Annotated in this window: 15 protein-coding genes; 3 read left to right on the plus strand and 12 right to left on the minus strand. The window is 65.9% G+C overall.

Annotated features, from left to right (window positions below; translation table 11 throughout):
* Positions 1-127 precede the first annotated feature (127 nt).
* On the minus strand, positions 128-1,567 hold the full coding sequence (locus AC1RT8_RS12955; RefSeq protein ID WP_493076060.1) for an FAD/NAD(P)-binding protein: 1,440 nt from the start codon (positions 1,565-1,567) through the stop codon (positions 128-130).
* A gap of 1 nt (position 1,568) precedes the next feature.
* Complete coding sequence (locus AC1RT8_RS12960; RefSeq protein ID WP_493076061.1) at positions 1,569-3,371, minus strand: ABC transporter transmembrane domain-containing protein; 1,803 nt, start codon at positions 3,369-3,371, stop codon at positions 1,569-1,571.
* A gap of 167 nt (positions 3,372-3,538) precedes the next feature.
* Here AC1RT8_RS12960 and AC1RT8_RS12965 point away from each other — a divergent pair, with 167 nt between their 5' ends.
* Complete coding sequence (locus AC1RT8_RS12965) at positions 3,539-4,753, plus strand: polyhydroxyalkanoate depolymerase (RefSeq protein ID WP_493076062.1); 1,215 nt, start codon at positions 3,539-3,541, stop codon at positions 4,751-4,753.
* 89 nt (positions 4,754-4,842) lie between these two features.
* Positions 4,843-5,001: a hypothetical protein gene (locus tag AC1RT8_RS12970; RefSeq protein WP_493076063.1), complete on the plus strand. Its 159-nt coding sequence runs from the start codon at positions 4,843-4,845 to the stop codon at positions 4,999-5,001.
* Between the two features lie 6 nt (positions 5,002-5,007).
* Here the strand turns inward: AC1RT8_RS12970 and AC1RT8_RS12975 are convergent, their stop codons facing one another.
* The 4 genes from AC1RT8_RS12975 to AC1RT8_RS12990 all read right to left on the minus strand — a co-directional run bounded on the left by AC1RT8_RS12975 (position 5,008) and on the right by AC1RT8_RS12990 (position 8,426).
* On the minus strand, positions 5,008-5,964 hold the full coding sequence (locus AC1RT8_RS12975) for a glucokinase (protein ID WP_493076064.1): 957 nt from the start codon (positions 5,962-5,964) through the stop codon (positions 5,008-5,010).
* A gap of 82 nt (positions 5,965-6,046) precedes the next feature.
* On the minus strand, positions 6,047-6,607 hold the full coding sequence (locus AC1RT8_RS12980) for a DUF805 domain-containing protein (protein ID WP_493076065.1): 561 nt from the start codon (positions 6,605-6,607) through the stop codon (positions 6,047-6,049).
* Between the two features lie 37 nt (positions 6,608-6,644).
* The gene (locus AC1RT8_RS12985) at positions 6,645-7,823 is read right to left on the minus strand and encodes an acetyl-CoA C-acyltransferase (protein WP_493076066.1); all 1,179 of its coding nucleotides are present in this window, start codon (positions 7,821-7,823) and stop codon (positions 6,645-6,647) included.
* A 144-nt stretch (positions 7,824-7,967) separates the two neighbouring features.
* Positions 7,968-8,426, minus strand: coding sequence for a MaoC family dehydratase (locus tag AC1RT8_RS12990; RefSeq protein WP_493076067.1), 459 nt, complete (start codon positions 8,424-8,426; stop codon positions 7,968-7,970).
* 299 nt (positions 8,427-8,725) lie between these two features.
* Between AC1RT8_RS12990 and AC1RT8_RS12995 the strand changes: the two genes are divergently transcribed.
* Positions 8,726-9,217, plus strand: a complete 492-nt coding sequence (locus AC1RT8_RS12995; protein ID WP_493076068.1) for a hypothetical protein — start codon at positions 8,726-8,728, stop codon at positions 9,215-9,217.
* Position 9,218: 1 nt separating this feature from the next.
* Here AC1RT8_RS12995 and AC1RT8_RS13000 read toward each other — a convergent pair whose 3' ends face one another.
* Genes AC1RT8_RS13000 through AC1RT8_RS13025 form a run of 6 tightly spaced genes read right to left on the minus strand, consistent with a single transcriptional unit; the run spans position 9,219 to position 14,523 of the window.
* Positions 9,219-9,587 carry a nuclear transport factor 2 family protein gene (locus AC1RT8_RS13000; RefSeq protein WP_493076069.1) on the minus strand — a complete coding sequence of 123 codons (369 nt, stop codon included), beginning with the start codon at positions 9,585-9,587 and terminating at the stop codon, positions 9,219-9,221.
* Entirely contained in the window at positions 9,584-10,837 is a 1,254-nt protein-coding gene (locus AC1RT8_RS13005) for a mechanosensitive ion channel family protein (protein WP_493076070.1), read from the minus strand. The genes AC1RT8_RS13000 and AC1RT8_RS13005 overlap by 4 nt, the downstream gene beginning before the upstream one ends.
* A gap of 4 nt (positions 10,838-10,841) precedes the next feature.
* Complete coding sequence (locus AC1RT8_RS13010) at positions 10,842-11,843, minus strand: DNA topoisomerase IB (RefSeq protein WP_493076071.1); 1,002 nt, start codon at positions 11,841-11,843, stop codon at positions 10,842-10,844.
* A gap of 55 nt (positions 11,844-11,898) precedes the next feature.
* Entirely contained in the window at positions 11,899-13,032 is a 1,134-nt protein-coding gene (locus AC1RT8_RS13015; RefSeq protein ID WP_493076072.1) for an acyltransferase family protein, read from the minus strand.
* Positions 13,029-14,390, minus strand: coding sequence for a putative O-glycosylation ligase, exosortase A system-associated (locus AC1RT8_RS13020; protein ID WP_493076073.1), 1,362 nt, complete (start codon positions 14,388-14,390; stop codon positions 13,029-13,031). The genes AC1RT8_RS13015 and AC1RT8_RS13020 overlap by 4 nt, the downstream gene beginning before the upstream one ends.
* Complete coding sequence (locus AC1RT8_RS13025; protein WP_493076074.1) at positions 14,383-14,523, minus strand: hypothetical protein; 141 nt, start codon at positions 14,521-14,523, stop codon at positions 14,383-14,385. The genes AC1RT8_RS13020 and AC1RT8_RS13025 overlap by 8 nt, the downstream gene beginning before the upstream one ends.
* Between the last annotated feature and the right edge of the window lie 2 nt (positions 14,524-14,525).

Genomic DNA, 14,525 nt, shown 5'->3' on the forward strand with positions numbered 1-14,525 from the left:
GATTCAACGGCGCCAGGGGATCTGGCATGTCATCCCTTGCCGGACTTGTGGCGGCTCGCTCTTTCTTGTTGTCGGAACGGAATGCAAAGGGCTGCGATGCCTGCAGCCGGATTGTAACGGCGGAAGTCTAGATACCCGCCCCAAGATCCAGGAAATCGCCCGCGCTGAGCTGCGCGGCCGCGGGATTGGCGAGTTGCCCGACCAGCCGATCGACCTGCACCGCGATTTCCGGGACGGCGGTGATCTCCCACCATTGCGGGCAGGTGAGGGCGCCCAGCGCGAAAAGCCAGGTCGAGGCGCGGCGATCCGTGTCGAGCAGCGCGCAATTGTCGGTTTCGAGACCCAGGCCGAGGTCATCCGGCAGGGCGAGACCCTGATCGCGCAGGTCGGCGAGCAAGGGGATCGCGATCGCGCCCGCATCGCGACGCGGGCCGGTGCAGTTGACCACCCGGGCAGCGGTGAAGCGGCGCTCGCCGCCATGGCGGGGGGCAAGCGCGACCTCGACCATGTCACCCGTCGGGCGATAGCCACGCAAGCGCGCCGGCAGGATCTCCAGGCGGCCGCGCGCGGCCTCGGCGTGGAGCGCGTCGTGGATGCGCTGCGCCATGCGGTGGCGGTGCACGTCCCAGCGGGTGCGGAGATGCCGGAGGAACTGGCGCTTCTCGCGCGTCGACCAGCTGCTCCACGCCGCCGGGATGGCGGGGCGGGCGGCGTCGAACACGCGCTGCCACGGGATGCCGCGTGCTTCGGCGGTCGCGACCTGCTCGCGGATCAGGCGCATCAGCCGGCGCGGCGAAGCGGGCAGGGCCGCTTCGAGGAACGCTGGCCATGCGCCGCCGCTTGCATGCACCTGCGGCAACAGGCCGCGCCGCGAGGTGGCGAGGATCGGGCCGCGATGGCCCGCTGCGGTGAGCTTCAGCACGATATCGACGGTGGTCAGGCCGGTGCCGAGCAGCAGCAGGGGATCGTCGGGCTCAAGGCCCTCGAACGCATCGGGTGCCCAGGGATCGGGCACGAAGCCTGGGCTGTCATAGAACCATTGATCCGGCCCGCCCGGTGCGCGCGGGGCGAGGTTGCCGGTGGCGAGCACTACGGCATCGACCGGGATTTCGCGGCCGTCGCTCAGCCGGACGGTGCGGTCGGGGCGGGCAAGCACGCGTACCGCCTCGCCGCGGATCAGCGACAGGCCGGGGCCGCCACCCGTGACCAGCGCCGCTTCCAGCCGTTCCTCGAGATAGGCGCCGAACAGCGCGCGCGGCACGAACACGCCGTGCAGGTCGCCGCCACTCTCTTCCAGACCGGTCGAGAGCGCTTCCTTGGCGTTCGGGTTGGCCAGGAGCCAGTCGGCGAAACCGGGTTTCAGCCCGACCTCCATCCGGCTGATCGGCACGTTGAGCAGGTGCTGCGGCGTGCAGGCCCCATACGCCAGGCCACGGCCGATGCAACGCGTCGCCTCGATCACTACGACGTGGAAGTCGGGGCGCGCTGCGGCCAGTTTCAGGCCGAACAGCGTACCGCTCATGCCGCCGCCGATGACCGCGACGGTGTGGACCTTGGCTCTGGTCAAGCTACGCCGCCTCGCTGAACTGCAGGCTGGCAAGCCGCGCGTACAGGCCGTTCTGGCCGATCAGCGAGCCGTGCGTGCCGCTTTCGACGATCTGCCCGTCGCTCATCACGATGATCCGCCCGGCGGCGCGGACGGTGGCGAGGCGGTGGGCGATGACCAGGGTGGTGCGGTCCTGCATCAGCCGCTCCAGCGCTTCCTGCACCAGCCGCTCGCTCTCGGCGTCGAGCGCGCTGGTCGCTTCGTCGAGCAGCAGGATCGGCGAGTCGCGCAGCACCGCGCGGGCGATCGCCACCCGCTGGCGCTGGCCGCCCGACAGGCGCGCGCCGCCTTCGCCCATGAAGGTGTCGAGGCCCTGGGGCAGCTTGCGCAGGAACTCGGCGGCATTGGCCACCTCGGCGGCGGCCCAGAGCTCGTCGTCGCTCGCCTGCCATTTGCCGTAGCGCAGATTGTCGCGCGCCGAGGCGCCGAAGATCACCGTTTCCTGCGGCACCATCGCGATATGGCGGCGGATATCGGCCGGGTCGGCATCGGGCAGCGGCACGCCTTCAAGCAGGACACGCCCGGCGTCGGGATCGTAGAAGCGCTGGATCAGCTGGAACAGGGTGGTCTTGCCGGCGCCCGAGGGGCCGACCACTGCGACGGTTTCGCCCGGCGCGATCGCCAGCGAGAAATCCTGCAATGCGGAGACTTCGGGCCGGGTCGGATAACGGAAGGTGACATTGTCGAATTCGATCGCGCCGCGTGCCGTCTCCGGCAGGGCGGCCGGATTCGCCGGCGCGCGGATCTCGGGGACTTCGTCGAGCAGTTCGGCGAGGCGGCCGGCGGCGCCCGCGCCGCGCAGCAGGTCGCCATATACTTCGGTCAGCGCGCCGAACGCGCCGGCGACCAGGCCGCCGGTCAGCACGAACGCCGCGATCGATCCGCCGCTGATCCGGCCGGCGGCGACATCGACTGCGCCTTCCCACAGCACCAGGGTGATCGATCCGAAGATCAGCCCGATGACGATCGCGGTCATGAACGCGCGCAGGATGATGCGGCGCTTGGCGGCGGTGAAAGTGGCGTTGACCGCCGAGGCGAAGCGGGCTGCCTCGCGGTCTTCCTGGCCGAACGCCTGGACGACCTTCATCGCGCCCAGGGTCTCGGAGGCGATCGAGCCGACATCGGCGACCCGGTCCTGGCTGGTGCGCGAGAAATTGCGGACGCGGCGGCCCAGCAGCGCGATCGGCAGGATGATGACCGGAATGCCCAGCATCAGCATGCCGGCGAGCTTGGGCGAGAGCGCGAAGAGATAGATCATCCCGCCGACCCCGGTGAAGCTGTTGCGCAGCGCGACCGAGACCGTGGTGCCGACGACCTGCTCGATCAATGTGGTGTCCGAGGTCAGGCGCGAGGAGATTTCCGACGGGCGATTCTCCTCGAAGAAGCGCGGCGCGAGGGTGAGCAGGTGGCGCTGCACCGCGGTGCGGATATCGGCGACGACTCGCTCGCCCAGCCAGGAGACGTAGTAGAAACGCACTGCGGTCGCGAGCGCGAGCACGACCACGATCATCAGCAGATAGTGGAAGGAGTTGGCGACGGACCCGTCGGCGCCGGGGCCGAAGCCGCGATCGATCACCTTCTTGAAGCCATAGGGGATCGCGATCGTCGCCGCCGAGGTGACGAGCAGGGCGAGCAGGGCGGTGGCGATCTGGCGCGGATAGCGCGAGGCGTGCTGCCACACCATTTTGAGATTGCCGAGCTGACGCCGCGATGGGGCGGGTTTCGCCTCGGAAACGGCGGGTGAAGCGGGGAGCGGCTCAGCCATGCGCGGGGACTAGGGCTTGTCCTGAGTTCCCGCAATGGCGGAGAAATGAGAGCGTGCAACCCGCTATGGGTCACATCCGGCAATAGTATGTCCGTTTCGATTGCGTATGCTGCAATGCACACCTATGCCTTGCATCAAGGTAACCGTTTTCCGATATTGGGTACGCGATGCTCTATAACGCCTATGAAATGCAGAAATCGATGTTGGCGGGTGCCAGCGCCATGGCCAATTTCGGTGCAGGAATGCTGTCGAATCCGGCCAATCCCTTCGCCTATTTCGGCGGCGGGTCGATCATCAGCTCGGCGCTCGAGGTGTTCGCTCATGCGGCCGCGCCGCGCGGCAAGCCCGATTTCGGGCTCGATCGCACGACGGTAGACGGCGAGGACATCAGCGTGGTCGAGGAGATCGTGCTGCGCAAGCCATTCGGCCAGCTCAAGCATTTCAAGCGCGAGGGTGTCGAGGGCGGTCCGAAGCTGCTGATCGTCGCGCCGATGTCGGGCCATTACGCCACGCTGCTGCGCGGCACGGTGGAGCGGATGCTCCCGGTCGCCGATGTGTACATCACTGACTGGCGCGACGCGAAGCTGGTGCCGCTCAGCGACGGCAGCTTCGACCTGGACGATTATATCGATTACCTGATCGAGTTCATGGAGCATGTCGGGCCAGGTGTGCACATGCTGGCGGTCTGCCAGCCCTCCGTGCCCTGCTATGCCGCTGCCTGCCTGATGAGCGCTGACAAGAATCCGTCGCGGCCCAAGACCCTGACCATGATGGGCGGCCCGATCGACACGCGCGAGGCGCCGACCGCGGTCAATACGCTGGCGACCGAGCGGCCGCACAGCTGGTTCGAGAACAATGTCATTGCGACCATCCCGGCGACTTACCCAGGCGCCGGCCGGCGGGTCTATCCCGGCTTCCTGCAACTCAGCGGGTTCATGACGATGAACCTCGGCAACCACATGATGTCGCACTATGAGATGTTCAAACACCTCGTTCAGGGCGACGACGACAGCGCCAACCAGACCAAGGACTTCTACGAGGAGTATCGCTCGGTCTGCGACATGACCGCCGAATTCTACCTCCAGACGATCGACGTGGTGTTCCAGGACCATTCCTTGCCCAAGGGCACGATGACTCACCGCGGACGGCTGGTCGATCCGGCGGCGATCACCGATATCGGCATCCTGGCGATCGAGGGGAAGCGCGACGATATCTCCGGCCTGGGCCAGACCAAGGCGGCGTTGAAGCTGGCGACCAAGCTTCCCGAAGCGAAGAAGAAGTATGTCGTGGCCGATGCCGGCCATTACGGCATCTTCAACGGCAGCAAATGGCGCAACCAGATCGCGCCGGTGCTGGAAGAGTGGATGAAGACGAACGCCTGAGGGTGACGGCACTTTAAAGGACCGTCCCGGCCCAGCTGGAACAGCCGCCCATTGCCATCCGTTGACGCGCATCATTCAGGAGAGAATCGATGCGTAGCAACAAGATGGCGCTTGCCGCGGTTTTGGCACTGGCCGGGCTCACCGTTTCCGGATGCCGCTATGGCCATCCCGGCAATGCGAGCGACCGGCACCATGGCCGCCACGGCGGCGATCATGGCGGAGACCATGACCGCGATCACGATCGCTGATTGTCGCTAGTTATTGTGTAGCGCGGCGGCGGCGCCCATCAGCTCCAGGTCGGACCGGTTGACGATGGCGACCGGCACTTCGCCGAGTTGCCGGCGGAAGGCGTCCTTCCCCTCGAGCCGGTTGCGGAACCGGGCGTCGTTCAGATGGGCCTGTAGCGCGCGCGGGATCGGGCCGGTCAGGTAAACGCCCTCCCAGGCGCCGAAGGCGAGGATCAGATCGCCGATGAACGCGCCGAGATAGCCGGCGACCATCCTTGCCACCGCGGTCGACACAGGATCGCGCCCGGCCGAACGAGTCACTTCCTCCGGGCTGCCGATCGTCTTGCCGCCTTCGGCGAGAGCGGCATAGGCCGTGACAAGCCCGTTCGCGCTGAGCAGCGCTTCAGCGCTGGCCGTGCCGCGGGCACGGATATAGGCCGCGAACTTCTCCTCGTCGGGGCTGCCGGGGGAGAAGGTCATATGACCCGCCTCGCTCGCCACGGGCAGGAGCTTGCCGTTCGATCCGGTGATCAGCGCCGCGACGCCCAGGCCGGTGCCGATGCTGACCACGATATGATTGCCGCCGGGCTGGACCAGTCGGGTCGATTGCGCGCCGACCGGCGTGAAGGCGCTCTGGTTGAGCGTGGTCAGCGCCAGCGCGGTGGCGGCGCATTCGTTGAGCGCGCGCGGGCGGGAGCGGAGCACCGCCTCGACGCCCGAGAGCGAGATATACCAGCGGCTGCCGGTGAGGTTGATCAGGTCGCCCCGCGCCGCGCCCGCCACCGCGAGCACGCTGGGCAGCACCGCATCGCGCTGGCCGACCTCGGAGAGATAGGCGAGCAGGGCGCTGGTGAAGGTGGCGTGTTCGGCGGTGTGATAACTGCGCACGTCACGCGGCACGATGCCCGCAGCCCCGCCGGTCAGCGCAAATCTCACCGACTGGCGGCCGATATCGGCCACCAACCCAATTTCGTCGCCTGTCATCGCCCGCCCTCTAACGTCGCCCTCCTATGCAGGAGGGTCGATCATGTGAGCGGTATCATAGGGTCGGGTGCTTACCTAGAAGCTAATTCGCCACCGAAATGGCGGCTTCGTCGGCCGGACCCACGCGAGGATCGGGCCCGTAACGGTTGTCGCCCGGGGTTTCGGGCAGCAGGTACAGGATCGGCATGGCAATTAAGATGATCATCGAGGCCAACAGCAACGGAGTCGTCACCGGGGTCCATGCGAGCGATCGATGAAAGTTGAAAAAGGATATCGACGAGCCGTGACCATCACCGCTTTCTGGCAGCAGGAGCAGGATCACGAAGGAAATGATGACCACGCCCCAGAGCAGCGCCCAGCGGCCGGAGCAACCCTGGTCGTGCAGGCGCCGCACCAACAAGGGAATATAGGGCCAGCCAAGAAGAAGCGACCAGATCAGGTCGAGGGCGCCGGACAGAGTGGGCGACAGTGCGAGGCCGAGCAGCGGCGCCAGGAAATGAACCATCAGATTGGCGAGGGTGCCGAACAGCCAGAAGGAGATGACTTCGCTTCGGGTCGAGCGCCCGTCGAACTGGAACGAACGGGTCAGGGCCCGCAACGCGAGCTGCGGCGACACCCGATTATCGATATGTCGATCGTCCATGACAGGAGGGTGCCGCCGGGGCACCCTCCCGGTCACGTCACAGGACTTCGAACAGGCCCGCCGCGCCCTGGCCGCCGCCGATGCACATCGTCACGACGACATATTTCGCACCGCGGCGCTTGCCCTCGATCAGGGCGTGGCCGGTCGCGCGCGCGCCGGTCATGCCATAGGGGTGGCCGATCGCGATCGCGCCGCCCGAGACGTTGAGCAGTTCGTTGGGGATGCCGAGCTTGTCGCGGCAATAGAGCACCTGCACCGCGAACGCCTCGTTCAACTCCCACAGGCCGATATCGTCCATCTTGAGGTTGAAGCGCTGGAGCAGCTTGGGGATGGCGACGACCGGGCCGATGCCCATCTCGTCCGGCTCGGTGCCGCCCACCGCGATGCCGACATAACGGCCAAGCGGCTGGAGCCCGCGCTTCTCGGCGAGCTTCTCCTCCATCAGTACCGAGGACGACGAGCCGTCCGAGAGCTGGCTGGCATTGCCGGCGGTGATCGTCATGCCCGGGCCCATCACCGGCTGAAGCGCGCGCAGGCCCTCGATCGTGGTGTCGGCGCGGTTGCCCTCGTCCTTCGCCAGCGTCACTTCCTTATAGGTGACTTCCTTGGTTTCCTTGTTGACCACCGCCATGGTCGCGGTGACCGGCACGATCTCCTTGTCGTAATAGCCGGCCGCCTGGGCGGCGGCGGTGCGCTGCTGCGACTGGAGCGCATAGTCGTCCATCACCTCGCGGCTGATGCCGTAGCGCTTGGCGACCACCTCGGCGGTGCCGAGCATCGGCATGTAGATGTCCTTATGCATCGCGACGAGTTCGGGGTCGGGCGCGACGTTCATCTTGGGTGTCTGGACAAGGCTGATGCTCTCCACGCCGCCGCCGATGGTGATGTCCATCTGGTCGGTGATGATCTGCTTCGCGGCGGTCGCGATCGCCATCAGGCCCGACGAGCATTGGCGGTCGATCGACTGGCCCGCGACGCTGACCGGCAGGCCGGCGCGGAGCAGCGAAGTGCGGGCGATGTTGCCGGCCTGATGGCCCTGCTGCAGTGCGCAGCCGAACACCACATCATCGACCTCGGCCGGATCGATCCCGGCGCGCTCGACCGCTGCCCTGATCGAATGGCTGGCGAGGGTGGGCGAGGGAGTGTTGTTGAACGCACCGCGATAGGCGCGGCCGATGGCGGTGCGGGCGGTCGAAACGATGACGGCGGAACGCATGAGAGAGGGTCCTTCTTCTTCTGAAGCCCCTCCCCTTCAGGGAGGGGTTTGGGGGTGGGGGAGTCGGATGGGGCCGCCGTCGCGTTCAATCACGCAGGTCAGGCCCCACCCCAGCCCCTCCCTGAAGGGGAGGGGCTTTTGGGTTCACACGAAAATCTGGCCGATCCATTCGGCGATCATCGCGGGCTTTTCCTCGCCCTCGATCTCGATGGTGATCTCGTTGGTCTGCTGCCACTGGCCGGGGCGCTTCTCCGCGAACTCAAGCAGCTTGAAACGGCCGCGCACCCGCTTGCCGGAGCGGACCGGCTGGAGGAAGCGCACTTTGTTGCCGCCATAATTGACCCCCATCTTCACGCCCTCGATCTTCGGCGCGTCGGATATCTTGGAGGCGAGCAGCGGTATCAGTGAAAGGGTGAGGAAGCCGTGGGCAACGGTGCCACCGAACGGGGTCATCGCCGCCATTTGCGGGTTCACATGGATGAACTGGTGATCGCCCGTCGCGTCGGCGAACTTGTCGATCATCTCCTGGCTCACCTCGACCCAGTCGGAGACGGTCTCGGTGCCGATGCGGCCCGCCATTTCCTGCGCGGTGATGGTCGCCATGATGTCCTCAGGGGTGATTGGGTGTGAAAACCCTCTAGGCACGCTGGCCCGGCTGGCGCAAGCCTCGGCCGACCGGAAACTTTAACCGGGGCGATGACGTAGCGTCCCCCGCCCACGAATCCGGCGGCGGGCGGGGCGATGCGAGCGAACCCGAGCTTCTAAAAGCCATCGACTCGCGAATCGCACCTGTCGCAATTTCGTCGAATCCGTCGAACGGCGCACCATTCCGGCCGGGCGGCGCGATAGGAAGATTGCGACACCTCGCCGGACGCGAGGCCCGATACTCACGGAGCTTACAGATGATTTTCCACGTTTCGATCGACGCCGACAATCCGCAGCATGTCGCCAAGGTGATTGCCGAGCTGTGGGATGGCCAGGCGACACCGTTCCCGCCCGTGATCGAGGGCAGCTGGGTCGCGATGGCCGGTGATGAGCGCAACACCATCATCGAGGTCTATCCGCGCGGCACCGAACTGGTGCCGGCCGATGGCGATGCCGATTGCTATGGTGTGATCGGATCGCCGGATCGCCGTTCCGCGACTCATATCGCCATTGCCACCCGCATGGGCGCGACCGACGTGTTCGCGATCGCCGAGCGTGAGGGCTGGCCGGCCAAATACCGCAAGCGCGGCGGCGCGTTCGGCGTGATCGAGTTCTGGGTCGAGGGCACCCGGATGATCGAGGTGCTGACCCCGGTGATGCAGGGCGAATATCTCGGAACGATGACCATCGGCAACTGGAACGCAATGCTCGCCTCGGCCGGCATGCCGCGCGTGCCGGAAATGGCGTGAGCTATTCGGGCTTCTTCGGAATGAATTCCCCGCCGCGATGGCTTTCGCCGAAATAGACATGAACGCTGTGAATCTGGCCGTCCGAGACGGTCAGATACTCGGTATTGCGGAACTGGTCGCCGGTGTCGGTGGTGGCGAGATAGGTCACGAACGCCCCGGTCTGGTCGGGTGCCACACGCTCGATCTGGAAATCCGCGAACCGGTCCCCATTCGGCCAGCACCGCTCGAAAAAGGCGGCGCGCGAGATCGCGTCGTCATAGGGGCTGGTGAAGGCGAAATCGGCCGCGAGCAGCGCCTCGCTGTCCTCCCGCCTTCGGTCGCGGAATGCCTCATATTGGGCGCGCACAATCGCTTCATGGTCGTCGATCACGGGTGCGAATCCTGGTCTACAGCCGAGCGATCGCCCGATGGTTTCAGCTCGGCGCTGGTGTCGGGGTCGTCGGCGACGGGCGCGCCATTCTCACCGTAAATCGGCCCGTCGGGATAGGGGGCAATCATCCCGCCGCGCGGCGCGGCGGTGAAGGCGGTCTGGGTCGGATAGGCGAGTTCGATGCCCTCGGCGTTCAGCCGTTTGATGATGCCCAGGCCCACCGCGTGGCGGGCGGCGAAGAAATCCTCGAAGCTCGATGTGGGCGAATCGAACTCGACGTCGAAATCATAGCTCGCCTGGCCAAAGCCGATGAACCCGGCGCGAACGAATTTGCGGCCGCATCCTTCGATCACTTCCTCCAGCATCTCGGGCAGCTTCTCCATCTTTTCGACGGGCGTCCATTGCACCAGGCCGAGCTTGAACTGGCCGCGGCGATAGTCGCGCTGGCTGGTGTTGAGGATCTCCTTGTCGAGCAAATTGCGGTTGGCGATGATCCGCTCCTCGCCGGTGGGGGCGCGGATGCGGGTGGATTTGAGGCCGATCGCCTCGACCGTGCCCGAGCTGGTGTCGTACGAGATCGCGTCGCCGCGCCGGAACGGCCGGTCGAAGATGATCGCGAGTGCCGCGAACAGGTCGGCGAAGATGCCCTGCGCGGCCAGGCCGATGGCGATGCCGCCGACGCCGAGGCCGGCGACCAGGCCGGTTACATTCACCCCGAGATTGTCGAGCACGACAATCAGCGCGATCGCGAACAGCGCGAAGGTGACGAGCAGGCGGATGATGCCCATCGCGCTGCCGATCGCCTCGCCCGAATAATGTTCGGAATGGGTGCGTTGCTCGATCGCGCCGAGGATGATTTCGCGTGCCCAGATCGCCGCCTGGAACACCGCCGAGACGGTGAACAGGAAAGTGATGGTCGACGCTACTTCATGCGGCGCGTTGGCATAGCCCGCGACCAGCTTGGCCGCGACCATGACGATGAAGAAATTGCCGGTCTTGACGATCGCGCGGCCGAACACCGTGCCCCAGCCGGCGGCACCGGGCCTGAGGTTGCACAGCTTGTTGCCGAGCCGCCGCAGGAAATGCAGCGCGACGACGATCACCGCCGCCGCGGCGACGGCGATGATGATCTGCAGCCAATGGGTCTGGATCCAGATCGAGCTGGCGGTGAACAGGCTTTCGGCCTGATCCTGCACGTTGGACGCGGAAAGGGCAGGCGATTGCGCCTGGCTGTTGTTCGTTACGCTCATGCAATCATGCTGCCTTGGCGGGCGCCCGAGCACCAGGGTTTTCCAGGAAATCGATCAGCCCGCGCTCGGCACGCGACAGAAATTGAGTCGAACGGGGCAGCGGCGTCTCGCGCAGGGCAGCCTGCCCGTCTTTCACCGCCGCAATCAGCGCGGGGTGGACATAGGATTTGCGGGCGATGGCCGGCGTGTTGCCCAGCGCCTCGGTGACGGGTTCGAGCATCGTGTTCAGGCTGATGTCGTGATCGGCATGGGCCAGCGCCTCGAAAGCGAGGACGCTCGCCCCCCAGGTGCGGAAATGCTTGGCCGAATAATCCTCACCCATCGCGTCGCGGATATAGGCGTTGACGTCGGACGAAGTGACCGGATGCGCCTCGCCCGCGCTGTCGATCCAGCGGAACAGATGCTGGCCGGGCAGGTCCTGGCATTTCCTGACGAAGCGGCTGAGCGAGCCGTCGGTGATGGTCAATATGCGCAGCTTGCCCGACTTGGCCTTGTACTGGAGCTTCAGCGTCTTGCCGCGCAGATTGGCGTGGCGCTTGCGGAGCGTGGTCGCGCCGAAGCTCTTGTTCGCCTTTACATAGTCTTCGTTGCCGATGCGGACATGGCCGAGATCCAGCAGCCGGACGATGGCGGCGACTGCCGTCTCCTTGTCGAGTCCGCGGCGCTTCAGGTCCGCCTCGACCCGGGCACGCAGCTTCGGCAGGGCCTGGCCGAACGGGGCGCACAACTCGTATTTGGCGGATTCCTGCGCCTCGCGGAATTCTGGGTGATAGCGATATTGCTTGCGGCCCTTCTCGTCCCAGCCGATCGCCTGGATATGGCCGTTGGACCGGGGGCAGTACCAGGCGTCGCGATAGGCGGGCGGCAGGCCGATCGCGTTCAGCCGGTCGATCTCGTCGCGGTCGGTGATGCGATTGCCCTCAGGGTCGTAATAGCCCCAGCCGTGCCGGACCTTCTTCCGGGTGATGCCGGGCTCGCTGTCGTCGCAATAGGTGATCTTGGCCATGACGCCGGAATGCGTGGAGGTGCAGGGAGGTTCCCGTTTGCCGGATGCTGTCGGGTCAGGGGAGGGGCTGTCTCACCTTTGCGAGAAGCTCGGACACGCCCTCCGACCCTTTCCGCAAGCGGGAGGGGAGTTTCAGCGCGTTGACCCATTTCTGTGCCGGGCGCTCGACCAGATGATAGAGCGCGATCGAGCTGATCAGCACCAGCATCAGATACAGCGCGATCAGCAGCGGCGGAACGGCGTTGGCGTCGCTGACGAACGCCAGCTTGAACACCACGAACAGCAGGAAATGGCCGAGATAGGTCGCGTAGCTGATCTCGCCGAGATAATGCAGCAGCCCGATCTCGAGCGGATTGCCGCGCTTGCCCGAGGTGAGCGCGAGCAGCAGCAACATGGCGGCGAAGGCGGCGGGGACCGCAAGCGTTTCCGACATCGTGCCGACGGCCCAGCCCATCAGCATCAGCACGGCGACTCCGGCGGAGGTCCAGGCCGGTACCGCCGGCGTGTCCCGCCAACGCACCCACAAGGCAGCGACCGCGGTGCCCGAGGCGAATTCGAGCACGCAGCGACGGAGGCCGAAGCGCGAAATATCATGGCCGAGATTGAGCGCGCCGCCATCCGCCATCAGCGCATGGAGCAGGACGAGCAGCGCCCCGATCGCCGCGAGCACCGCCCAGGTCGGCACGCGCCGCCAGTCGATCGCCAGCGCGAGCAACGGGAAGAGAAGATACGCGCCCATCTCGGCGCTGATCGACCAGCTCGGGTCGTTCCAGGCGAGCTGGTCGGTGAAGCCCCAATTCTGCAGCAGGAAGACATGCAGCGGCAGCTCGCCGAACGGATAGTCGACCGGGTTGGACCGGCCGGTCGCGGCAAGCAGCAGCGCAAGCCCTACCGCGCAGCCGAGCATGAACAGATGCAGCGGCCAGATCCGCGCGACGCGCTTCTGCAGGAACTGCGGCACCATGCGCCAGCGCCCGGCGCGCAGGCGGTCGCCCCAGGTCAGCCAGATGACGAAGCCGGAGAGCAGAAAGAAGAAATCGACCGCGAGATAGCCCTTGGCGAAGATCGCCACCCAATCGGGCGACAGGCCGGCGATCGACAGGCGGATATGGTACAGCACGACGAACCACGCCGCGATGCCGCGGACGCTGGTCAGCGAGCGAAGCTCGTTCCGGCCGGTGGCGCTCATGAGGTCACCGGCTCCAGCGGTCGCACCTTCTGCATCGGGCGCCATGCCGCCTCTTGCCGCTTGCGTGAGAGATAGGTGTCGAGCCCGATCTGCGCGCCGATCAGCATATAGACGAAGGGCTGGAAGGCGATCGCGATGAATGCCGCGCCGAGCAGATAGACGATGTGCGCCGATTGCAGCGCGCTGGCGAGCGGGGTGACCCAGGCCTGGTCGGGCGGCGCCTTGCGGTACCGCTGGCGGATCACCTCCATCCGGGCGATGCCGATCAGGTTGATCATCAGCCACAGGGCAAGACCCGGATAGCCCTGCTCACCGAGCATCTCGAAATAGGCGCTGTGGAAGGCACGCGCCTTGTCGACCGTCAGCTTCTTGTCGACCGTGCTGTTCGCGGCATCGCCCTCGACCTTTTCGGTATCGTAGCGGATCTGGTTCTGGCGATACATTTCGAAGCCGCCGCCGAACGGATGCTCCTTGGTATAGTCCCAGGTCCATTTCCACACGGCGAGCCGGGTCGACGCGGATTCGTCCGCCTTGTAGGTCTTGATCGTGCTCATCCGGTCGGTGAAGGTCGATGGCAGGAACGGCACCGCGGCAAGTCCGATCGCGCCGAGCACGCCGAGATAGAGGAATTTACGCTTCGTATCGCGGATCATCAGCGCCGCGACCAGGCCGATGCAAAGCAGGCCGGTGCGGGTCGAGGTTCCGATCGGGATCAGCAGGCAGGAGAAGATCAGGGCGGCGCAGAAACCCTTCACCTTCCAGTCGGGCGGGAAGATCGTGCCGTGCTTGGCGAACCACAGGATCAGCGGGATGATCGCGATCGCCACGGTCGAGATGGTGCTGCCCTCGTACAGCCCCGAATTGTTCGAGACCATCAGGTTGAGCGAGCCGTATCCGCCCCCGCCGGACGCGAGCGTCTTGATGCCACCGACGATGATGATCGAGCTGGCCGACAGGATCATGAACAGCAGCAGCGATTCGATGCGTAGCCTGGTACGCAAGGTGAGCGGGAGAAAGGCGGCGAAGGCCAGCGCCTTCCACACCCAGTCCCATTTATCGAGCGCCTCCACCGGGAAGTCGGCGCTGCGTGTGGTGAGGTAACAATAGAGCAGCAGCGCCAGGATCAGCAGCTGGCGCGGGCCGACCCGCGAATCCTTCTTGTCGTCGACCAGCGCCCAGGACAGCACGCACATCGCCACCGCGATCAGCGAGATCGGTACCGAATTGAGCAGCACATAGGTAAGCCGCTGCGGCGAGACGATGTCGATATAGACATAGACCAGGATGAACAGGAACGGCCGGCGAAAGCCGCCAGCGAAGAACACACCGAGAAACGCAATGAAGACAAGATCACGCACCCGGGCGGTCTCCGGGTTTCGGCGCCGGATCGCGCGGGCTCGGCTCCTTGTCGAGATCGGGGCGGCGCAGCAGGAACCAGGCGGCGAGCAGCATCAGCCCGTGGCTGACGGCGAGCGCGAAATTGTCGATCATTC

The organism is Sphingomonas sp. GW821-FHT10F11 (genome assembly GCF_058809095.1).

What these genes read in the sequence shown, in the direction of transcription:
- AC1RT8_RS12960 (WP_493076061.1), bottom strand. Translation starts at nt 3,371, where the DNA reads ATGGCTGAGCCGCTCCCCGCTTCACCCGCCGTTTCCGAGGCGAAACCC.
- AC1RT8_RS12965 (WP_493076062.1), top strand. Translation starts at nt 3,539, where the DNA reads ATGCTCTATAACGCCTATGAAATGCAGAAATCGATGTTGGCGGGTGCC.
- AC1RT8_RS12970 (WP_493076063.1), top strand. Translation starts at nt 4,843, where the DNA reads ATGCGTAGCAACAAGATGGCGCTTGCCGCGGTTTTGGCACTGGCCGGG.
- AC1RT8_RS12975 (WP_493076064.1), bottom strand. Translation starts at nt 5,964, where the DNA reads ATGACAGGCGACGAAATTGGGTTGGTGGCCGATATCGGCCGCCAGTCG.
- AC1RT8_RS12980 (WP_493076065.1), bottom strand. Translation starts at nt 6,607, where the DNA reads ATGGACGATCGACATATCGATAATCGGGTGTCGCCGCAGCTCGCGTTG.
- AC1RT8_RS12985 (WP_493076066.1), bottom strand. Translation starts at nt 7,823, where the DNA reads ATGCGTTCCGCCGTCATCGTTTCGACCGCCCGCACCGCCATCGGCCGC.
- AC1RT8_RS12990 (WP_493076067.1), bottom strand. Translation starts at nt 8,426, where the DNA reads ATGGCGACCATCACCGCGCAGGAAATGGCGGGCCGCATCGGCACCGAG.
- AC1RT8_RS12995 (WP_493076068.1), top strand. Translation starts at nt 8,726, where the DNA reads ATGATTTTCCACGTTTCGATCGACGCCGACAATCCGCAGCATGTCGCC.
- AC1RT8_RS13005 (WP_493076070.1), bottom strand. Translation starts at nt 10,837, where the DNA reads ATGAGCGTAACGAACAACAGCCAGGCGCAATCGCCTGCCCTTTCCGCG.
- AC1RT8_RS13010 (WP_493076071.1), bottom strand. Translation starts at nt 11,843, where the DNA reads ATGGCCAAGATCACCTATTGCGACGACAGCGAGCCCGGCATCACCCGG.
- AC1RT8_RS13015 (WP_493076072.1), bottom strand. Translation starts at nt 13,032, where the DNA reads ATGAGCGCCACCGGCCGGAACGAGCTTCGCTCGCTGACCAGCGTCCGC.
- AC1RT8_RS13025 (WP_493076074.1), bottom strand. Translation starts at nt 14,523, where the DNA reads ATGATCGACAATTTCGCGCTCGCCGTCAGCCACGGGCTGATGCTGCTC.